The sequence below is a fragment of the Streptomyces glomeratus genome (assembly GCF_021462825.1).
GTDB lineage: Bacteria > Actinomycetota > Actinomycetes > Streptomycetales > Streptomycetaceae > Streptomyces > Streptomyces glomeratus.
This window is the reverse complement of record NZ_JAKEEB010000002.1, coordinates 78,485-96,704: the sequence shown is the minus strand read 5'-3', so window position 1 is coordinate 96,704 and position 18,220 is coordinate 78,485. Positions and strand designations below refer to the sequence as shown.

At 71.0% G+C, this 18,220-nt stretch carries 17 protein-coding genes; 9 read left to right on the top strand and 8 right to left on the bottom strand.

Features of this window, described 5'->3' with window-relative positions; all coding sequences use genetic code 11:
* Positions 1 to 169: 169 nt before the first annotated feature.
* Complete coding sequence (locus LZ604_RS02530; protein ID WP_234512123.1) at positions 170 to 577, bottom strand: RidA family protein; 408 nt, start codon at positions 575 to 577, stop codon at positions 170 to 172.
* A 97-nt stretch (positions 578 to 674) separates the two neighbouring features.
* Here LZ604_RS02530 and LZ604_RS02525 point away from each other — a divergent pair, with 97 nt between their 5' ends.
* Positions 675 to 1,061 carry a winged helix-turn-helix transcriptional regulator gene (locus tag LZ604_RS02525; RefSeq protein ID WP_234512120.1) on the top strand — a complete coding sequence of 129 codons (387 nt, stop codon included), beginning with the start codon at positions 675 to 677 and terminating at the stop codon, positions 1,059 to 1,061.
* 81 nt (positions 1,062 to 1,142) lie between these two features.
* On the opposite strand, the gene LZ604_RS02520 is transcribed toward LZ604_RS02525, so the two are convergent.
* Positions 1,143 to 2,597 (bottom strand): glycosyltransferase family 39 protein, encoded by a 1,455-nt coding sequence (locus LZ604_RS02520; protein ID WP_234512117.1) that lies wholly within the window; start codon positions 2,595 to 2,597, stop codon positions 1,143 to 1,145.
* A 260-nt stretch (positions 2,598 to 2,857) separates the two neighbouring features.
* Positions 2,858 to 3,694: a TrmH family RNA methyltransferase gene (locus LZ604_RS02515; RefSeq protein ID WP_267970870.1), complete on the bottom strand. Its 837-nt coding sequence runs from the start codon at positions 3,692 to 3,694 to the stop codon at positions 2,858 to 2,860.
* A gap of 619 nt (positions 3,695 to 4,313) precedes the next feature.
* On the opposite strand from LZ604_RS02515, the gene LZ604_RS02510 reads away from it, so the two are divergent.
* Positions 4,314 to 5,225: a glycosyltransferase family 2 protein gene (locus LZ604_RS02510; RefSeq protein ID WP_308283553.1), complete on the top strand. Its 912-nt coding sequence runs from the start codon at positions 4,314 to 4,316 to the stop codon at positions 5,223 to 5,225.
* Between the two features lie 406 nt (positions 5,226 to 5,631).
* Entirely contained in the window at positions 5,632 to 9,213 is a 3,582-nt protein-coding gene (locus tag LZ604_RS02505; RefSeq protein WP_234512113.1) for a BTAD domain-containing putative transcriptional regulator, read from the top strand.
* Between the two features lie 33 nt (positions 9,214 to 9,246).
* On the opposite strand, the gene LZ604_RS02500 is transcribed toward LZ604_RS02505, so the two are convergent.
* The gene (locus LZ604_RS02500) at positions 9,247 to 10,944 is read right to left on the bottom strand and encodes a bifunctional 3'-5' exonuclease/DNA polymerase (protein WP_234512110.1); all 1,698 of its coding nucleotides are present in this window, start codon (positions 10,942 to 10,944) and stop codon (positions 9,247 to 9,249) included.
* A 66-nt stretch (positions 10,945 to 11,010) separates the two neighbouring features.
* On the bottom strand, positions 11,011 to 11,745 hold the full coding sequence (locus tag LZ604_RS02495; RefSeq protein WP_234512108.1) for a Clp protease N-terminal domain-containing protein: 735 nt from the start codon (positions 11,743 to 11,745) through the stop codon (positions 11,011 to 11,013).
* 92 nt (positions 11,746 to 11,837) lie between these two features.
* On the opposite strand from LZ604_RS02495, the gene LZ604_RS02490 reads away from it, so the two are divergent.
* Positions 11,838 to 12,971 (top strand): DUF2786 domain-containing protein, encoded by a 1,134-nt coding sequence (locus LZ604_RS02490; RefSeq protein ID WP_234512106.1) that lies wholly within the window; start codon positions 11,838 to 11,840, stop codon positions 12,969 to 12,971.
* Positions 12,972 to 13,159: 188 nt separating this feature from the next.
* Here LZ604_RS02490 and LZ604_RS02485 read toward each other — a convergent pair whose 3' ends face one another.
* The gene (locus LZ604_RS02485) at positions 13,160 to 13,672 is read right to left on the bottom strand and encodes a DUF4232 domain-containing protein (protein WP_234512103.1); all 513 of its coding nucleotides are present in this window, start codon (positions 13,670 to 13,672) and stop codon (positions 13,160 to 13,162) included.
* Between the two features lie 195 nt (positions 13,673 to 13,867).
* The gene (locus LZ604_RS02480) at positions 13,868 to 14,383 is read right to left on the bottom strand and encodes a hypothetical protein (protein ID WP_234512101.1); all 516 of its coding nucleotides are present in this window, start codon (positions 14,381 to 14,383) and stop codon (positions 13,868 to 13,870) included.
* Between the two features lie 294 nt (positions 14,384 to 14,677).
* Here LZ604_RS02480 and LZ604_RS02470 point away from each other — a divergent pair, with 294 nt between their 5' ends.
* From LZ604_RS02470 to LZ604_RS02455, 4 genes are all read left to right on the top strand, one after another.
* On the top strand, positions 14,678 to 15,052 hold the full coding sequence (locus LZ604_RS02470) for a VOC family protein (protein ID WP_234512099.1): 375 nt from the start codon (positions 14,678 to 14,680) through the stop codon (positions 15,050 to 15,052).
* 7 nt (positions 15,053 to 15,059) lie between these two features.
* On the top strand, positions 15,060 to 15,434 hold the full coding sequence (locus LZ604_RS02465) for an ArsR/SmtB family transcription factor (RefSeq protein ID WP_234512096.1): 375 nt from the start codon (positions 15,060 to 15,062) through the stop codon (positions 15,432 to 15,434).
* Positions 15,431 to 15,895: an SRPBCC family protein gene (locus LZ604_RS02460; protein WP_234512094.1), complete on the top strand. Its 465-nt coding sequence runs from the start codon at positions 15,431 to 15,433 to the stop codon at positions 15,893 to 15,895. Before LZ604_RS02465 ends, LZ604_RS02460 begins: the two co-directional genes overlap by 4 nt.
* A 171-nt stretch (positions 15,896 to 16,066) precedes the next feature.
* The gene (locus LZ604_RS02455; RefSeq protein ID WP_234512092.1) at positions 16,067 to 16,324 is read left to right on the top strand and encodes a DUF397 domain-containing protein; all 258 of its coding nucleotides are present in this window, start codon (positions 16,067 to 16,069) and stop codon (positions 16,322 to 16,324) included.
* A gap of 182 nt (positions 16,325 to 16,506) precedes the next feature.
* On the opposite strand, the gene LZ604_RS02450 is transcribed toward LZ604_RS02455, so the two are convergent.
* Positions 16,507 to 16,995 carry an ATP-binding protein gene (locus LZ604_RS02450; RefSeq protein WP_234512090.1) on the bottom strand — a complete coding sequence of 163 codons (489 nt, stop codon included), beginning with the start codon at positions 16,993 to 16,995 and terminating at the stop codon, positions 16,507 to 16,509.
* 342 nt (positions 16,996 to 17,337) lie between these two features.
* Between LZ604_RS02450 and LZ604_RS02445 the strand changes: the two genes are divergently transcribed.
* A complete protein-coding gene (locus LZ604_RS02445; protein WP_234512615.1) occupies positions 17,338 to 18,174 on the top strand; it encodes a Sco1979 family transcriptional regulator in 837 nt (278 codons plus the stop codon).
* Positions 18,175 to 18,220: the final 46 nt, after the last annotated feature.

Here is an 18,220-nt window from a genome sequence, read left to right as displayed (position 1 = left end):
TTCCGGTGACGTGCTGGTCACCCGTTGGCGCTGCCGTCACGGTGCACGGGAATCCACGCCCTGGCGGATGCGGATTGCGTCCGGCCCGCTGTGAAGGCGTCCCCCATGCGGCGCATCGCGCCCTTCGACGGGTGCGATCTCCCCTTCAGCCACCGGCGGATCTGACTGATCAGTCGAGGATCGCGGTGGCCTCGATCTCGATCAGATGCTCGGGGATGTCCAGTGCCGCCACGCCCACCAGCGTGGCCGGCGCGACAGGGGTGGCCCCGAGCCTCGCGGCCGCCCGGGAGATACCGGCCAGGAGCAGGGGCATCTTGTCGGGCGTCCAGTCGACGACGTAGACGGTCAGTTTCGCCACATCGTCGAAGGACGCGCCGGCCCCGGCCAGGGCGGTGCCGACGTTGAGGTAGCACTGCTCGGCCTGGGCCGCCAGGTCCCCCTCGCCGACCGTGACTCCGTCGGCGTCCCAGGCGACCTGTCCGGCGACGAAGACCATCCGCGAACCGGATGCGATCGCCACCTGCCGGTAGACGTCGATCGTGGGCAATCCGTCGGGGTTCACCAGAGTGAGGGCCATCCGTCTGCCTCCTCGTGCTCTCTTGAAGTTACTCGGGAACCATAGGAGAGTGGCGGCTGACCTGTAAGAACGCACTTTTCGGTGACTGGGGAACCTCATGGTGACCAAGCAGTTCAAGGGCTTGGCCAAGGACGAAGCGGATGTGACGCGGGCGGACTCCTTGGCGCGGGAGATCTTCTCGGACATCGCCAACAAGTGGGCGCTCCTGATCATCGAAGCGGTGGGCGACCGCACGTTGCGCTTCACCGAACTGCGCAACGAGATCGAGGGCATCAGCCACAAGATGCTCACGCACAATCTGCGCCTGCTGGAGCGCAACGGCCTGGTCGAACGGACCGTGCACCCGACTGTGCCGCCGCGCGTCGAGTACACCCTCACGGCGCCGGGCCGAGCCTTGCGCGCGACGGTCGACGGCATGTGCGACTGGACCCACCGCTACCTCGGCGCCATCGAAACGGCCCGCCGCCGATTCGATTCGGCCTGAAGGCGCGTGTCCGGCAGGACCCGCCCACCATGAGAAGTCGCCGGCGAGGTGCCGTGAGCGGTGCACCGGGTCCGGGGCGCCTCAGGGGCCGATCCGCTCGTACACCGTCACCCGCCGGCCGCGGACCTGGTCGTCCGACACCACGGTGAAGTACTCCTCGAGCACGGAGGTCTTCACCCTGTCCCGCTCCGCCGCCACCGGCCTCGCCACCTTCGCTGCGTCCGTGACCAGCAGTATCCGCCGCCGGCTCAGTATCGCGGCCCGTATCCGGGCCGGGTCGGCCTCGATGCCCTTCAGCGTCCCGGACTCCTCCGGGCTCTCCGCGAGAGCGATGTCCCGCACACCCACGAAGGCGTCGGGGGAGACCAGCTTGGTGTCCCGCCGTGCCGCGGGTATGAAGAGCACCCCGTCCCCGGTCTTCTTGAGCCCCCGTACGTCTTCCGCCGCCGCCAGGACATCGTCCACCCGGCTCGCCGGGGACCGCTTGGCCAGGCACTGGGGCAGCAGCGCCACCATCGCCACGGCGACCACCACGGGAAGTATCCACCTCGACGCTCTCGGGAACCGTGGCGCGGCCGCTCGTATCGCCGCACCCAGCCCCGCCCCGATCAGCAGCGCCAGACCGAGCAGGCTGAACAGAACGTACCGGTCCAGAAACAGCGGCTTGATCAGGGAGAGAACGATCAGGGCGATCTGCGGCACCGCGAGCAGGGGCAGCCCCACGGCCGCCGCCGACAGCCGGCCTCTCCGCGGCCGGTCCAGCAGGGCTCCGAGGCCGCCGATGGCCAGCAGGACCACCGGACCGATCAGCATGTGCCAGGTCAGCGGTGGAATCCAGGAAATCTGGTCGGACTGGCCTCGGCTGAACAGGATCAACGGCAGCACACACGCCGTCGCGGACGCCGAGGTCGCCGCCCATCGTGTCCACATCCGGCGCCCCGCCCGCGTCCAGATCAGGGTCGCCGCGTGCGCGGGCAGCATCAGCAGCGACAGCCAGTTCAACAACCCGCAGGTCAGGACGGTGCCGCCGTAGGCCGCCCAGCGCACCGCCCCGCCTCGCCCCTGGAGCACGGTCACCAGCAACAGGGTGGAGATCGCGGCGCCGGCCGCGACCAGAGCGTACGGGCGGCCCTCCTGGAGGTAGAACTGCACGGCCGGGAGCAGCCCCAACGCCAGCCCTCCTCCCAGCCCCGCCCACGTTCCGGCCAGCCGCCGGCCGATGACCGCCACACAGGCCGCCGCCACCGCCATGGCCAGCACGGAGGGCAGCCGCAGGGTCGTGGTGCCGGGCCCGAAGAGTTCGAACAGCCCGTGCATCAGCAGGTAGTAGAGCCCGTGCACGGCGTCGACCTGCCCCAGCATGTGCCGGATCTCGGTGGTGGACCGTCCGGCCACCTGCCAGGTCGCGGCCTCGTCCCGCCACACGCTGTGCTGCCGGGACAGCCCCCACAGGCCGAGGCCGAGGGTCCACAGCAGAGGGATGGGCCAGACGGGCAGGCGACACGGGCGAGCGACCGTGGGGGACGTCGAAGTCATGTAGGTGGTGGCGCCTCGAGGGGGTGGTGCGAACCGACGTCAGCGGTTCATGGACACGAAGAAGAGGCACCGGAGGGGCTGTTGGGTTGCTCGGGGCGTCAGAGAGGGCGCGAAGTCCTCATTGTCCGGGGGAGGAAGGGGATAAGACGGCGCACGGCAGCGCGCCGGCAACGGGCGGCCCGGCTGCCTTGCCGGAGTGTTTCCCGGTCATGCTCGACACCCGTGCCCGGCACACGGCGGCCGGGCGGGCGCGGCGGTCGTCAGTGGTGTCCGGCCGCCATGCGCTGCCGTACGGCCTCGTAGGTGAAGAGGGCGGCCGAGACCGCGACGTTGAGCGAGTCCACCTGGCCGAACATGGGGATCTTCGCCTTGGTGTGGCTGCCCGCCAGCCACCGGTCCGACAGGCCGTACTTCTCGCTGCCGACCAGGATGGCCGTGGGGCCGGACATGTCGACGTCCGCCATCAGGACCTCCGTGTCGGGGGTGGTGGCGACGACCTTCACCGAGTGCTCGGCCAGCCAGTGCACGACCTCTTCGGAGTCGGCCGAGGCGATCGGGACGGCGAACACGGTGCCCTTGCTGGCCCGGATGACGTTCGGGTTCCCCCAGTCGGTCACCGGGTTGGCGGAGATGACGGCGGTCACTCCGGCCGCGTCCGCGGTGCGCAGCATCGAGCCCAGGTTGCCGGGCTTCTCGACGCTCTCGCACACGAGGAAGAGGGACCTGTCGTCGACCTTGATGCGGGAGAGATCGGTCTGGATGTCCGGTACGACGGCGAGCCAGCCGTCCGGTCCCTCGCGGTAGGCGGCCTTGTCGAAGGCCTGACGGCTCAGGCTGAACAGGGCGGCACCGCGTTCGGCCGCGCGGTCCAGGACGTTCCTCGGGTCCGAATCGCCGGTCAGCGCGGGGCAGAAATAGAGCTCGCGGGGACGGACTCCGGCCCGCAGGGCGAGATCCAGCTCCTCATAACCCTCCACGAGGGTCACTCCGGAATTCTGCCGGTTCCGTCGGCGGCGGAGTGCGGCGAGTTCCTTCACATGAGGATTGCTGGGGCTGGAGATTTCCTTGGGCGAACCAGCCCGCGGGTTGGACGGCATCGGCGGTGGGAATCACGGCGCCTTTCGGGCTCCGATCCTCCGTCCCCTTTCTCTTGTGCACTGCGCGCGGTCGTGGCCAGGGTACCGGACCCGGTGGGGCGTCGCTTCGCGGTCGTCAGGCGTTCGGCGGGGGCTGTGGGTTGGCCGCGGCCACGGCTGTGAGGCCGGCGGCGGACGGTTGGCGGCGATGCCTTCGGAGGGGAGTGAAGGGGAGAGGGAGGTCGGGCGGGAGGCGATAGGGGGACAGGGAGAGGGGTCGGTCAGGGTTCAGTGAGCGGGTCGGGTATTTCAGGCTCCGGAATTCGGTTCAAGGTGTCGTGTGCGGGAGAGCGGGTTCGCGTGTGGATGGCCGAGCGAGAATCAATTGATTTGAGCGGGGCAGTGTTGCCGAATTCGGTAACCGGCCGGGGAATTCCGATCGGTGTGCTGAGTGCTGAGTGCTGAGTGCTGAGTGCTGAGTGCTGAGTGCTGAGTGGGCGGAGGGTGCCTGGGTCTGAGGCGTGCGTCGGGATGGGGCGGAAAATTATCCGGCACGGGGAGAACCGAAGGACTCCGAGCGTCCTCTTGGTTAACGGCTAGCATCGCGTGCACAGTCGTCGGCCGAGATGGGGTGGGTGTCGTGTCGCAACCGCAGCAGGAACCGGGGCCCCGTATCGCCGTCGCCGTCGTCACCATGGGCAATCGTCCCGCGGAGGTCGACGCCCTGCTCACCTCCGTCGCCAAGCAGGACCTCGCCCCGTCCCGCATCGTCGTCGTCGGCAATGGCTGCCCCCTGCCCGAGTTCGCCGAGCGCCTCGGCCTTCCCGGTGAGGTCACCTGCATCGAGGTCGACGAGAACCTCGGCTGCCCCGGCGGGCGAAACGTTGCCCTCGCCCGGCTCCGGGAGTTCGGGGACGTGGACGTCGTGGTCGAACTGGACGACGACGGACTGCTCGTGGACGCCGACGTCCTCCGGCGCGTACGGGACCTCTACGTGGCCGACCCCAGGCTGGGCATCGTCGGGTTCCGTATCGCCGATGAGCACGGCGAGACCCAGCGGCGGCATGTGCCGCGGGTCGGGGCCGCCGATCCGCTTCGTGGCGGACCGGTGACCGGTTTCCTCGGCGGGGGCCATGCGCTGTCCATGGTGATGCTCTCCGAGATCGGGGACTGGCCCGCCGAGTTCTTCTTCGCCCACGAGGAGACGGACCTCGCCTGGCGCGCGGCCGACGCCGGCTGGACCATCCTCTACGTGCCCGAACTGCTTCTCCAGCACCCGAAGACCTCGCCCGCCCGGCATGCCATCTACTACCGGGTCACCGCGCGGAACCGCGTGTGGCTCGTGCGGCGGCGGCTGCCCCTGCCGCTCATCCCCGTGCACCTCGGGGTCTGGATCGCCGTCACGCTCCTGCGGACGCGATCGGTCGGCGGGCTGAGGGCCTGGTTCGGCGGGTTCGTGGAGGGTCTGCGCACCTCGGGCGGGGAGCGACGGCCCATGCGCTGGCGCACCGTGTGGCGGCTGACGAGGCTCGGCCGACCGCCTGTCCTGTAGAACGTCCCCCCAGAACGGCCCGGCCAGGGGCCGTTGAATGACGAAGGACCCGGTCGTTCACCTCCGCCGACCGGGCCCTCGTGTTTCCGGAATCCGGCCACGGCGGCGACACTCCCCCGAGCTGCGCATCTACGCGCGCACCGTCGGGCCAGATCCGATGAAGGGATTACATCAGGCCACGCCAACAGATCGCTAACATGTGGCCAACGGTTCCGGAATGAGCCGTGAGCTGCTCGGTTCCCGGGAGGACTCGTGGGCCGGACGGCCGGATCTCGCCGCACGCGGACGCGAAGTCCACGGCGGAACGCGGCGGTTGTGCCGCACGGCAGGTCGGTGCGGGGCAGCCGTGCCGCACGGTGAAGTGAGGCACGGCCGTCGGGCCGGGCGGAAGGGCAGCGGGGCGGCTATGCGGCACGGGCTGCGTTTCGGACTGCTGGGTCCGCCCGTCATGTACGACACCGACGGCGAGAGCCGGCCGATCGGCAGTGGCAAGATGCGTGCCCTGCTGGTCGCGCTTTTGCTGGAGCCGGGCCGGGTCGTCTCGGTCGACGCGCTGAAGGACGCCCTGTGGGGTGGCGCACCGCCGGCCTCCGCGCAGGCGTCCCTCCAGAACCACGTCACGCGCCTGCGCCGCCTGCTGGGCGAGGACGGTCCCGAACGGCTGCGGGCCGTGCCGCCCGGCTATCTCCTGCGGGTTGACGAGGGTGAGCTGGACGTCCGCGTCTTCGAGGGGCACGTTGCCGCGGCCCGCGCCGCGCACACCGTCCGTGACTGGGAGCGCACCGTAGACGAGGCGTCCTCCGCGCTCGCCCTATGGCGTGGAGCCCCACTCGGCGGACCGTCCCCGGAGACCGGCGGGCACGCGCTGGTGCAGCGCCTGGAGGAGGCGCGGCTGCTGGTCCTGGAGTGGCGGTACGACGCCGAGCTGTACCTCGGTGGTGCCCGCCTTGGCGGTCTCGTACCAGAGCTGGCCGCACTGGTGGCCGAACACCCGCTGCGGGAGGGCTTCCATCGGCTGCTCATGCTCGTACTGCACCGCACCGGCCGTCCGGCCGAGGCCCTGGCCGTCCACCGGGATCTGCGTGAACGGCTCATCGAGGAACTCGGGGTCGAGCCCGGCGGCGCGGTGCGCGAGGCCCATCTGGAGATCCTCCGGGACGACCCGGGTGCGCCCGAACGGCGACAGAGAAGCGTCGGCCCTGCGCAGGCCGGCGGCACGCGGGCCGAGGGCAACGGAGCCGACGGCATCCGTGCCCGCCCTATCGGCACCGAAGGAGCGGTGGCGGACGGTGGGCGCATCGGCGGTGTCCACATGGGCGGTGGGTACACGGGCGGTGGGCACACGGGCGGTGGCCACATCGGTGGCGGGCGTGCCGGCGATGGAAAGACCGGCGGCAGGGACGCCGTCGGCAGAAATGTCGACGGCTGGGACATCGACGGCCGGGACATCGACGGTACGGACATCGACGGTACGAATGCCGGTGGCAGAAACGCCGACGACGGGCGAGCCGACGGCAGAAACGCCGACGACAGCCAAGCCGGCGGCAGAAACGCCAATGACAGGGACTCCAACCGCAGGCACGCCGACGGCAGGCACGCCGACGGTAAGACCGCCGACGAACCGCACGACGGACCGCACGCCGCAGCGGAACCCGGCGCTCGCGGCGTCCCCGGCGCGCCCGGCGCGGGCGCCCCCGCCGCACCCGACCTGCCCTGGACCGTTCACGCCGTGCCCCGGCCCGCCCAGCTTCCCCCCGCCCCCGCGCACTTCACCGGCCGCGACGCCGTTCGCGACGCGCTGCTGCGCTTTCTCGGAGCCGAACGCGACACCCCTCGCGTCGCCGTGCTCAGCGGTATGGCCGGGGTCGGCAAGAGCGCGCTCGCGCTGTATGTGGCGCACGGACTGCGGAAACGATTCACCGATGGCCAGCTCTACATCAATCTGCATGGCGCCACGCCTGGCATGACCCCGCTCACCGCCGAGCAGGCGCTCAGCGCACTGCTGCGCGACCTCGGCGCCGAGCCCCGCCGTATCCCCGCACACCCGGACGCGGCGGCCGCGCTGCTGCGCTCACTGCTGGCCCCCACCCGCACCCTGATGGTGCTGGACGACGCCGCGAACGCGGCTCAGGTGAGGCCACTGCTGCCCGGCGGACCCGGTTGTGCGGTGATCGTGACGAGCCGTTCTCCGCTCACCGCGCTCGACGGCGCCCACCGGGTTCCGCTCGCCCCCCTGTCCGACGAGGAAAGTGCGGCCCTGCTCCGCGCGGTATCCGGCCGGGACGGGCTCGACGCCACGCATCCGCTGGTCGAACTCGCAGGGCGGCTGCCCCTCGCCCTGCGTGTCGTCGCGGCTCGGCTCGCCGCCCGCCGCGCGCTCGCCCCGGACGTCCTGGCCGTGCAACTGGCCGCCACCGAGGGCCGGCTGCACCACCTGGAGTACGACGATCTGAGCGTGCGCAGATCACTCGCCGTCGCGCACGACGCCCTGCGGGCCTCGGACCGTGAGGCCGACCGGGATGCGGCGCGGGCACTCGGCCGTATCGGCGCGCTGGACCTGCCCGGCTACGGGGCGGCCCTGCTCGCCCGCCTCCTCGGCACCGACGAACGCCGCGCCGAGGCCGCCCTCGACCGGCTCGTCGATGTCGCCCTGCTGGAGGAGACGGCGTACGGGCGGTACGCACCGCACGACCTCGTCCGGGACTTCGCCCGCGAGACCGCGGTGAGCGAAGAGGCCGTGAGCGATGAGACCGCGGTGAGCGAGAAGGCAATGGTGGGCGACGAGGCCGCGGTGAGCGGAGAGGCCGCCGTGGACGAGGAGGCCACGGCCCGCGGAACGAGGGGCCGCGGTGCGGCGAATCCCGCGAAGCCCTGCCCCGCGGATGTCGCCCTGCGCTGGTACACCGCCATGGCCACCCGTGCGTACGAGGCCACCGTCGAGTCGGGTACCGAGCGTGAGGACCGGCTGCGGGCGACCCCGTCACAGCCGGAGTCATACGCCGAGGACGTGGCGGCCGCGCCCGTCTTCGGCTCCCCGCGGGCTGCCGCCGACTGGCTCGTCCTCGAGCTGGACAACGTGGTCGCGCTGGTGGAGCGACATGCGGACACCTCCAGCCATGTCCCGCTGCTCGTGCGCCTGATCGCTCCCCATCTTCAGCGCCGCGGCCATGTCGCCGAGTTGGAGGTGCTCGCGTGCGCCGCCCTGCACGGTGCGCGCCGGCTCGGTGACGCGCCTGCGGAGGCGTTCGCGCTGCTGGACCTGGCCGGTCTGAACTGCCTGAAGGGCCGGGGCAACGACGCGCTCGCCCAGCTCGACGAGGCGCTGGAGATCTGGCGGCGCCTCGGCCACCTCTCCTGCCTGCTCCGGGGCCTCAACAATCGCGCGGTACTCCTGGAGCGGCTCGGCCGGTACGAGGAGACCGGCGAGACGCTGCGGCAGTGCCTGGAGTACACGCGGAGCCTGAACGACCCGCTGCAGGAGGCCCTCACCTACAGCAACCTCGGCAACCTCTACGCGCACACCGACCCGCGGGCCGCCGTCGTCCACCACCGCCGGAGCCTGGAGATCGGCGAGCGGATGGGCCACGTCGTCGTCCGCCACACCGCACACTGCAACATCGGCTTCGCCCATCTCACGCTCGGTGAACCGGACGCCGCCGTACCGCACTTCGAGGAGAGTTTGCGCATCCTCGGCGGCCACGGACACTGGCAGGGCGAGTCGCAGACCCGGCTCGGGCTGGTGCGGGCGCTGCGGGAGCGGGGGGACTCGGAGCGGGCCGCGCGGGAGTGCGATGTGCTGCGGAACCTCGCCCGCCGCCGCGGCGACTGCTACGTCGAGGGTCTCGCCCGCCACCAGCGGGGTCTGCTCCATCTGGCGGACGGCGAGGAAGCGGAGGCCCGCCGGCAGTGGACGGCCGCCCTCGCCGCGCTGGACGCCACGGACAGTCCGGTGGCCGGGGAGCTCAGGGAGCGACTGGCGGAGGGGTGAGCCGAGCCTGGCGGCAGCACCCGTAGGGGGACTTCACTTCGCGTCCGCATAGCACTCCACGACCGCCGTGGTGAACGGAATGCGTACCGGTGTCTCGCCGAACGTCAGCCGCATCGCCAGGTCGGAGGCCTCCTGGATCGCCGCGACCACCGTGTCCGTCTCCTCGGCCGGGCAGTGCACGATCACCTCGTCGTGCTGGAAGAAGACCAGTTCGGCGGCGAGGCCGGCGCAGAGGCGGCGCAGGGCGGCCAGGAGCACCAGGGCCCAGTCGGCGGCGCTGCCCTGCACCACGAAGTTGCGCGCGAAGCGGCCGCGGGCACGGGAGTTCGTGGAGGCGTACCCCGGCATCCACTGCTGGGACTCACCGGCCGCGCCCTCCGGGCCGTCCTCCTGCGGAATGCCCGCTTCCTCCGTGGCGTCCTCGGAGGCGCCGGCCGCCGGCGGGGACGTCCGTCCGAGCCAGGTGCGGACGAGCCGGCCCTCCTCGCCCGCGCGGGCCGCTTCGTCGACGTACGCGACGGCTCTGGGGAAGCGGCGGCGCAGGGCGGCCAGGTTCTTCAGGCCGTCGCCGGAGGTCTGGCCGTAGATCGCGCCGAGCACGGCGAGCTTGGCCTGGGCGCGGTCGCCGGAGAACGCGCGGTCCGACACCGACTGGTAGAGGTCGGCCTCGCGGCCCGCCACCTCCATGAACGCCGGATCGCGCGAGATCGCGGCGAGGACTCGCGGCTCCATCTGGGCGGCATCGGCCACGACGAGCCGCCAGCCCGGATCGGCGACCACGGCGCGCCGGATGACCTTGGGGATCTGCAGGGCGCCGCCGCCATTGGTGACCCAGCGGCCGGTGACCGTGCCGCCCGGCAGGTACTCGGGACGGAAGCGGCCGTCGCGCACCCAGTCCTGAAGCCAGGACCAGCCGTGGGCGACCCAGATGCGGTACAGCCGCTTGTACTCCAGGAGGGGTTTCACGGCGGGGTGGTCGACGGACTCGATCTCCCAGCGGCGGGTGGACCGCACCCGGATCCCGGCCTGGGCGAACGCCTTGACGACGTCGGCGGGCAGATCGGGTCTCACCCGGCGGCCGAAGGCGGCCGACACCTCGTCGGCCAGTTCGGCCAGCCGCCGGGGTTCGCCGCCGCCCGCGTACCGCTCGCCGAGCAGTTCGTGGAGCACTTCCCGGTGGACGTCGGCGCTCCAGGGCAGTCCGGACCGGTTCATCTCGGAGGCCACGAGCATCCCGGCCGACTCGACGGCGGTGAGCAGCCGCATGCGGTCCGGGTGCGCGGTGGCGTCGTGCCGGCGCTGCTGGTCCGCGTACACCTCGACGAGGTCCTTGAGGGGGACGCGGACGGGGCGCGGCTCGAACAGGGAGGACTGAGAGCCGGGCTCGGCGGAGCGCGGCGGGGGATCCGGCGGTACGGGGCCGCCGCGCAGCCGGGCCAGCGCGGCGGCGGCCGAGCGGGGCTCACCGAGGCGTCCCTCGTGGCCGAGGAGGAGGCTCTCGGCGGCCTCGACGTCATAGCACCGGTCGACTCGCACCCCCGTGGCGAGCAGACGCGGCTGGACGTCGGCGGTGGACCGCCAGACCCACCGGGTGACCTCGGGCCGTGCCCGCACGGCCGCGGCGAGATCCTCCTCCTTGACCACGGGCCCGGCGGGCAGGCCGTCCGGGCCGAGGGCGGCGACCTCCACGCCGCCGTCCTCGGCCGGAGCGAGAGCCCAGCGCCCGGTCATGTCTGCGAGTCTGGCAGGGGGGTCTGACAACGGGCCGGGACGTGCGGTGATGCCGTCCGGGCGGGTTCAGTCCTGCTGCCCGAGCGCCGCGCTGATCCTGGCCAGTTCCGTCCTGAGGTGTTCCTCGGTCGCCGTCTTGTCGAGCCCGAGCCCGGACAGCAGACCCTCGCCGTTCTCCAGCTCGAGGAGCGCGAGGAGGATGTGCTCGGTGCCGATGTAGTTGTGGCCCAGGCGGAGGGCCTCGCGGAAGGTGAGTTCGAGGGCCTTCTTGGCGGCGGGGGCGTACGGCACGAGTTCCGGGGCGTCCTCGGCGCGGGGCGGCAGCGCCGAGGCCGCCGCCTCGCGCACCGCGTCCAGGGAGACGCCGCTCGCGACGATCGCCTTGGCGCCGAGGCCGTCCGGCTCGGCGAGCAGGCCCAGGACGAGGTGCTCCGGCACCGTCTCGGCGTTGCCCGCCTCCTTGGCCGCGTTGTGCGCGGCCATGACCACGTTCCGCGCGCGGGGCGTGTAGCGGCTGAAGCCCTGGCCGGGGTCGAGGTCCACGGACTCCTTGGGGACGAAGCGTTTCTGGGCAGCCTGCCGGGTCACGCCCATGCTCTTGCCGATGTCGGTCCAGGACGCTCCCGAACGGCGCGCCTGGTCGACGAAGTGACCGATCAGATGGTCGGCCACGTCGCCGAGGTGCTCCGCGGCGAGAACCGCGTCCTGGAGCTGGTCCAGGGCGTCGGTGTGCACCTTCTTGATGGCTTCGATGAGGTCGTCGAGGCGCAGGTTCGCTGTGATGTGAGGCTTGGCCGTCATGTGTCAACGGTAGGTTGACACCCGCTCATCGTCAACCCGGAGTTGACACTCGGAGTGCTTCTGGGTGCGGCACACATGTCACGATCGAACGCGTGAGTACGACGACCACTGTGGACCGCGCCTTCCGCGCCGCCCTCTACGACGACACCGACGCCGCCCTGGACACCGGCGCCTCGCTGCTCGCCGCCGATCCCGCGGCCGACGGCGAACTGGCCCGGCGCGGCGAGGAGTTCGTCGACGCGGCCTGGCGCCGTGGCTGGCAGCCCGCCGACGTCGTACGCATCGTGCGGCGCCGACTGGACGACCCGCACGTACGCCTGGTGTCGGAGCTGATCCTCAAGGAGGCCGGGCGGCGGCCGACCCCGGGGCCGCGCTGGGCGGCCCAGCTCGAGGACCTGGACGCGGAGCCCCCGCGCGTCCCCGACCGTTTCTCGTACGCAACTGCCGTGCTGGAGCTGTACCGCCTGCTGCTCCGCCTCCCCGCCCTGGAACCGCTCGACGCGCCCGGCCGAACCGTCGCCCGGCAGCCCGAGTCCCGGATGCTCACCCGTATCCGAGCGCTGCTCGCGAAGGCGGAGGCGACCGGATATCCGCAGGAGGCGGAGGCGCTCAGCGCCAAGGCGCAGGAGCTGATGGCACGCCACAGCATCGACGAGGCCCTGCTCGCCGCCCAGGCGCACACCGAGGACGTGCCGGGTGCCTGCCGCATAGGCGTCGACCCGCCGTACGAGACGGCCAAGGCGGTGCTCCTGGACGCGGTGGCGACCGTGAACCGCTGCCGGGCCGTGTGGCACGAGCCTTTCGGTTTCTCCACGGTCATCGGCTTCGAGCCCGACCTGGAGGCCGTCGAACTCCTCTACACCTCGTTGCTCGTGCAGGCCACCGCCGCCATGACGAAGGCGGAGGCGGCCCAGCGCAAGGGTGGCCGGAAGCGTACGAAGACGTTCCGGCAGTCGTTCCTGGCCGCGTACGCGCACCGCATCGGCGACCGGCTCCGGGCCGCCGCCGAGGGTCAGGTGGCCGGGACCGAGGGGGACCTGCTGCCGGTGCTGGCGGCCCGGGACGTGGCCGTCGCCGACCGTATGGAGCGGATGTTCCCGGACACGGTCACCACCCGTCTGCGCGGGGTCGGCGACGCGGCCGGATGGGAGCAGGGGGCCGCGGCCGCCGACCGGGCCCGGGTCGGGGAGCGCCCGCGCACCGAGGAGCGGCCCCGGCTTCCGTGAGGCCCCGGGCCCGCCGGAACGCGAGGAGCGCCCCGGCTTCCGTGAGCGCCGTCACGGCTCTCCGCGCGAGCGGACCCCGGCTTCCGGTGAACGCGGGGCCCGAATTCCTCCGGATATGGACCCCGGCCCGGGGCCACTCGCCGGAACGCGGGGCCGGAATTCCTCCGGATGCGGTCCCCGGCCCCGGGTCAGTCGCCGGCGACCTGGATCGGGCCGACCGAGGCGTCGGGGGTGTTCTTGGTCTTCAGCGCCACATCGCCGTACGACCACGGATAGCTCTTCGCGTCACCGGCGCCCGGAATGGTGATCTTCACGGTCTTCGCTGGCGCGCTGAGCGAGCCGCCGTCCCCGCGGACGTACGTGATGGTGAAGGTCGCCGCCTCGCCCTTGCGCAGCGGCACCTTCGCCGGCTTGGCGTCCTTCTCCTGCGCGACGCTCCAGGAGGAACCGCCGCCGGTCAGCTCGACGCCCGGGAAGGCCCGGAAGGTGCACAGGTTGCTGCCGCGGTTCGTGACGGTGACCGGGACGTTCCCGGTGTCGCCCGCCATGGTGGCCGCGTTGCCGGGACCGACCTCGACCGCGACGACGCAGTCGGAGGCGGCGTTCTTCGCGCCGTCGTCGCCGCTCTTGCCGTCGCAGGCGGTCAGGGTGAGGGCCGCGGCGAGCGCGGTGACGACGAGGGGGACGCGGATCGTGCGCATGAGGGTCCTCTGGGATCGTGACGGTGTCCCAGAATCATCACGCAGGCGGGCGGCGGTGCGTTGCGCGCCCCCCTGAATCCCGTATGCGCCCTCGTCCGTGACAGGGGGTTCGACCGGGGGACGGGCCCCGGACCCGGACGCGGAGGCCTCCACGGCCCGTCGGCGCGGGTCAGGCCGCCGGTGACGGCCGGGGCGTCACGAGCCCAGGCTCTCCGTCGGCAGCCCGCTCGGCAGCTTGCCGCCCTCGGCCTTGGTGTAGGTCTCCGTGCCGATGCCGCCCTCCCACGTCACCTTCATGCTCGTGGAGTTCACGGAGTCGACCATGCCTGTCCTCCGGTTCTTGCTGCCGCCCGTGCACTTGAGGTGGATCATCTGCATGCCCGCCTCCTCGCCCGCGGTCCCGCTGCACACGGTGCCGCCCGTCGCGAAGAGCCCGGCCTGCTTGCCCGTGACCACCAGAGCCACGGCCTGACCGCCGGTCGTGGCCAGCCAGCTGCCCTCCAGCTTCCCGGCCTTCGCGCCTGGGGAGCCGCCGGTCTCCTTCGCGGACCCGGCCGCGCTCGGTGTCGAGGAGGCGCCGTCCCCGGAGCCGCCGTCCCCGGAACCGCCGCTGCAGCCGGTCAGCAGGAGTGCGGTCACAAGACCCGCGGACGCTATCGAGACGCGGGCCTGCCGGCGGGTGACACGGATGACATGGAGGGCCGAAGTCACGGAAGTCTCCCAAGGTTGCCGGATGAGGTCGGGTGACGGTCCGAGCAAGCTACCAGGAGGACTTGCGCAGCCCGGGGAGACAGTGGGCGTGCGCTTGCTCACGCGGATCGACCCGGGACGGGCCGCAGGCCCGAAGGGCGGTTGCGAGGGCTGGGCGACGGTTCTCCCGCCCGAGGTGGGCAGTCAGGGAGTGACGGGCAGGGCGTGACAGGTAGGGCGTGACAGGTAGGGCGTGACAGGTAGGGAGTTTCCTACGTTTGACGCGTAGGGAATCTCCTACCTATTCTCCTGCTCATGACCATCACCCACGTTTCCTTCGTCACTCTCCCCGTCTCCGACCAGGACCGCGCCCTGCGCTTCTACACGGAGCTCCTCGGCTTCGAGGTCACCGCCGACCTGGACATGCCGCAGGGCCGGTGGCTCCAGGTCGCGCCCGAGGGCGCGCAGACCGTCTTCACGCTCTCCGGCCCTGGCATGGGCGGTTTCACCCCCGGTGAGGCCCGAGGGATCATGTTGGTGACGACCGACGTCGACGCCGATTGCGCGCGGCTGGCCGCGGCGGGTGTCTCCGTGCAGGGCCCGGACGACCTCCCCTGGGGCCGGATGGCCTCCTTCAGCGACCCCGACGGCAACGGTCTGATGCTGCTCACGGAGAAGGAAGGCTTCTGATCACGCCATGACCGGGACGGGTACGGGGGGTACGGGCGCGGGCGTCCGCGCGGCCGACGAGGACCGGGTGTTCGCCGCCCTCGCCAACGCCACACGCCGTGAGGTGCTGCGCCTGCTGCGCGACGAGGGCCCGCAGCCCGTCCAGGCCCTGGCCGACCACTTCGCCATGCGTCGGCCCAGCCTCTCGGAGCATCTGAAAGTGCTGCGGGAGGCCGGGCTCGTCACCGAGCAGCGATCCGGCCGTCGGCGTATCTACCGCCTCGAGGCGGCCCCGCTCGCCGAGGTGCAGGACTGGCTCCACCCGTACGAGCGGTTCTGGCGCGAGCGGCTGAAGGGCCTCGGTGAACTGCTCGACCGTATGCCCGACGATGACCGGCCATGAGCACCCCACCCGACGACGGCGACCTCACCACCATCCGCGTCGACCAGTTTCTGCCGCATCCGCCGGCCAAGGTCTGGCGCGCCCTCACCGAGCCCGCGCTGCTGGCCCAGTGGCAGATGCCCGGGTCCGAGAACTTCCGTCTCGAAGTCGGTCACCGCTACACGATGACCTCGGTCCCGCGGCCGAACGCCAACTTCTCCGGCACGGTTGACGTGCAGGTTCTCGCCTTCGAGCCGGAGCGGATGCTGTGCGTGCGGTGGGCCGACGCCGATCCCTCCCGTCCCGCGGACTGGACCATCACCTGGACATTGGAACAGGAGGGCTGCGGAACGCGTCTGTTCCTAGTGCATGAAGGTTTCGACCCGGACGATCCGGCACAGCTGATGGCGCGGAAGATCATGGACGGGGGCTGGAGGTCGCACGTACTGCGAGCTCTGGGGCAGATGCTTGACGGCCTGTAGTCAGTCGGCAGCCAGGCCGTAGTCAAAGGACTGCAAAGAGCGTAATCGCAAGAACACCCCCCGTGCACGTGCATCTGCCCATGCATTTGCATGTGAACAGGGTTATGATCCGGGGCAGTTGACCGCTGCATTGATGGCCATACCAGCCAATGCACCACCCGGGAGCGACCTGTGGACCACGACGTGTGCGACGTGGATGACGTGTACAACGGCATGGCTGCGACGGAGCTGCACGGAGTGGCCTGGCAGAAGAGCCGGCACAGCAACTCCCAGGGGTCCTGCGTGGAGTTCGCCCGGTTGCCGGGAGGAGAGGTGGCGGTGCGGAATTCGCGCTTCCCCGATGGGCCCGCGCTCGTCTACACCCGTGCGGAGATCGAGGCGATGCTCCTCGGCATCAAGGACGGCGAGTTCGACCATCTGATCGCGTAACGCGTGTGTGCCTGGGCTCACACGTGTAGGTGCGCGTAACACGCGTAGATCAGGGGATGTGCGGGCCTGCTGCCGGCGGACGGTCCCGCGGCCGTGCCGCAACTTTGCCGGTCCTGCGGTGCGTTGTCGCGCCGCAGGACGTAACACGCGTAGAACCGTGGCCTCGCTGAGCGCTGCCGGTCTCAGTCCGCGCACCCCGGCGCGCACGGCAGCCGGAACAGGGCCCAGACCACCTTGCCGTTCAACGTGCCCGCGAGCGGATGCCAGCCCCAGCTGTCGGCGAACGAGTCGACCAGGAACAGCCCGCGGCCCGACTCGGCCGAGAAGTCCTCGGAGTCGCCCGCGACCGGACTGTCGTGACTGGGGTCGCGCACGGCGCACACCAGGCGCGTGGTCCAGCGCATCAGATGCAGCCGCACCGGCGGGTCCTGCTCGCTCACACGCAGGGAGGGTGAGGGCAGGGCGTGCCGCAGCGCGTTGGTCACGAGTTCGGAGACCACGAGACAGACATCGTCGAAGCGCTCGCCCACGTCCCACTGGCTCAGGGTTCTGCGGGTGAACTGCCGTGCTTCGCGGACCGCTTCGAGGCGGGCCGACAGAGCACAGGAGGCTGCGCTGGACACGGCCGTGAGGTCGAGCGGCGGAAGTCCCTGCCGTAAGGGCTCGAGCATGGTCGATCCATTCGTCCCCATGCGAGGCACTCCCGGGTGTTCGCGGTCGGTGCGATGCAGCGGTGGCGCGGGACCATGGTTTCGGATGAGCCAGGCAGATGCAAGGGCAGATGCACGTGCACGCGCCGGAATTGGCCGTTCCCGTACCGCTTTCTGCTTATTTCTTCTGCCACTTTCTTCCCTCTTGCTTGCCCCTTCTGATCTTTCATCTCGTCCCAGCTTTGACTGCTTTCCATTTCTGTAACCGCACGAGTACTGCTCGAAGTGTTTTAGTGGCAGACTGCGCGATCGAAGGACCGTTGGGGAGGCTGACAAGTGAGCGCTGGGGACTCGAGCGGGTCGGTGGTGCGGCGCATTCTGCTGGGATCCCATCTCAGGCGCCTCCGGGAGGCGCGCGGCATCACCAGGGAGGCGGCCGGCTACTCGATCCGCGCCTCGGAGTCGAAGATCAGCCGCATGGAGTTGGGACGGGTGAGCTTCAAGACACGTGACGTCGAAGACCTGTTGACGCTGTACGGGATCACCGACGAAACAGAGCGGACGTCCCTGCTCTCCCTCGCGAAAGAGGCCAATGTCGCCGGGTGGTGGCACAGCTACTCGGACGTGCTGCCGAGCTGGTTCCCCACCTACGTCGGCCTGGAGGGCGCGGCACATCTGATCCGTTCGTACGAGGTCCAGTTCGTGCACGGGCTGCTGCAGACCGAGGCGTACGCGCACGCGGTCGTCGCCCGGGGCATGAAGGGCGCGAGCGCGGCGGACGTCGACCGGCGGGTGGCCCTGCGGCTCGAGCGGCAGAAGTACCTCTTCGCAAAGAACGCCCCGCAGTTTCACGTCGTTCTCGACGAGGCCGCCCTGCGCCGCCCCTACGGCGACCGCGAGGTGATGCGCGGCCAGTTGCAGCATCTGATCGACGTCTCGGAGCGGCCGAACATCCGGCTGCAGGTCATGCCGTTCGGCTTCGGCGGGCACTCCGGTGAGAGCGGGGCCTTCACCATCCTCAGCTTCCCCGAGTCCGACCTGTCCGACGTGGTCTACCTGGAGCAGCTGACCAGCGCCCTGTACCTGGACAAGCGCGAGGACGTGCTGCAGTACGAGTCCGCGATGAAGGAGCTGCAGCAGGACAGCCCCGGACCGGACGAAAGCCGCGATCTGCTGCGAGGGTTGCTTCAGCTTTCCTGAGAGTCCTCCCGGAGTATCCCCGGCTCTCCTCCAACTCGCCTTGCAC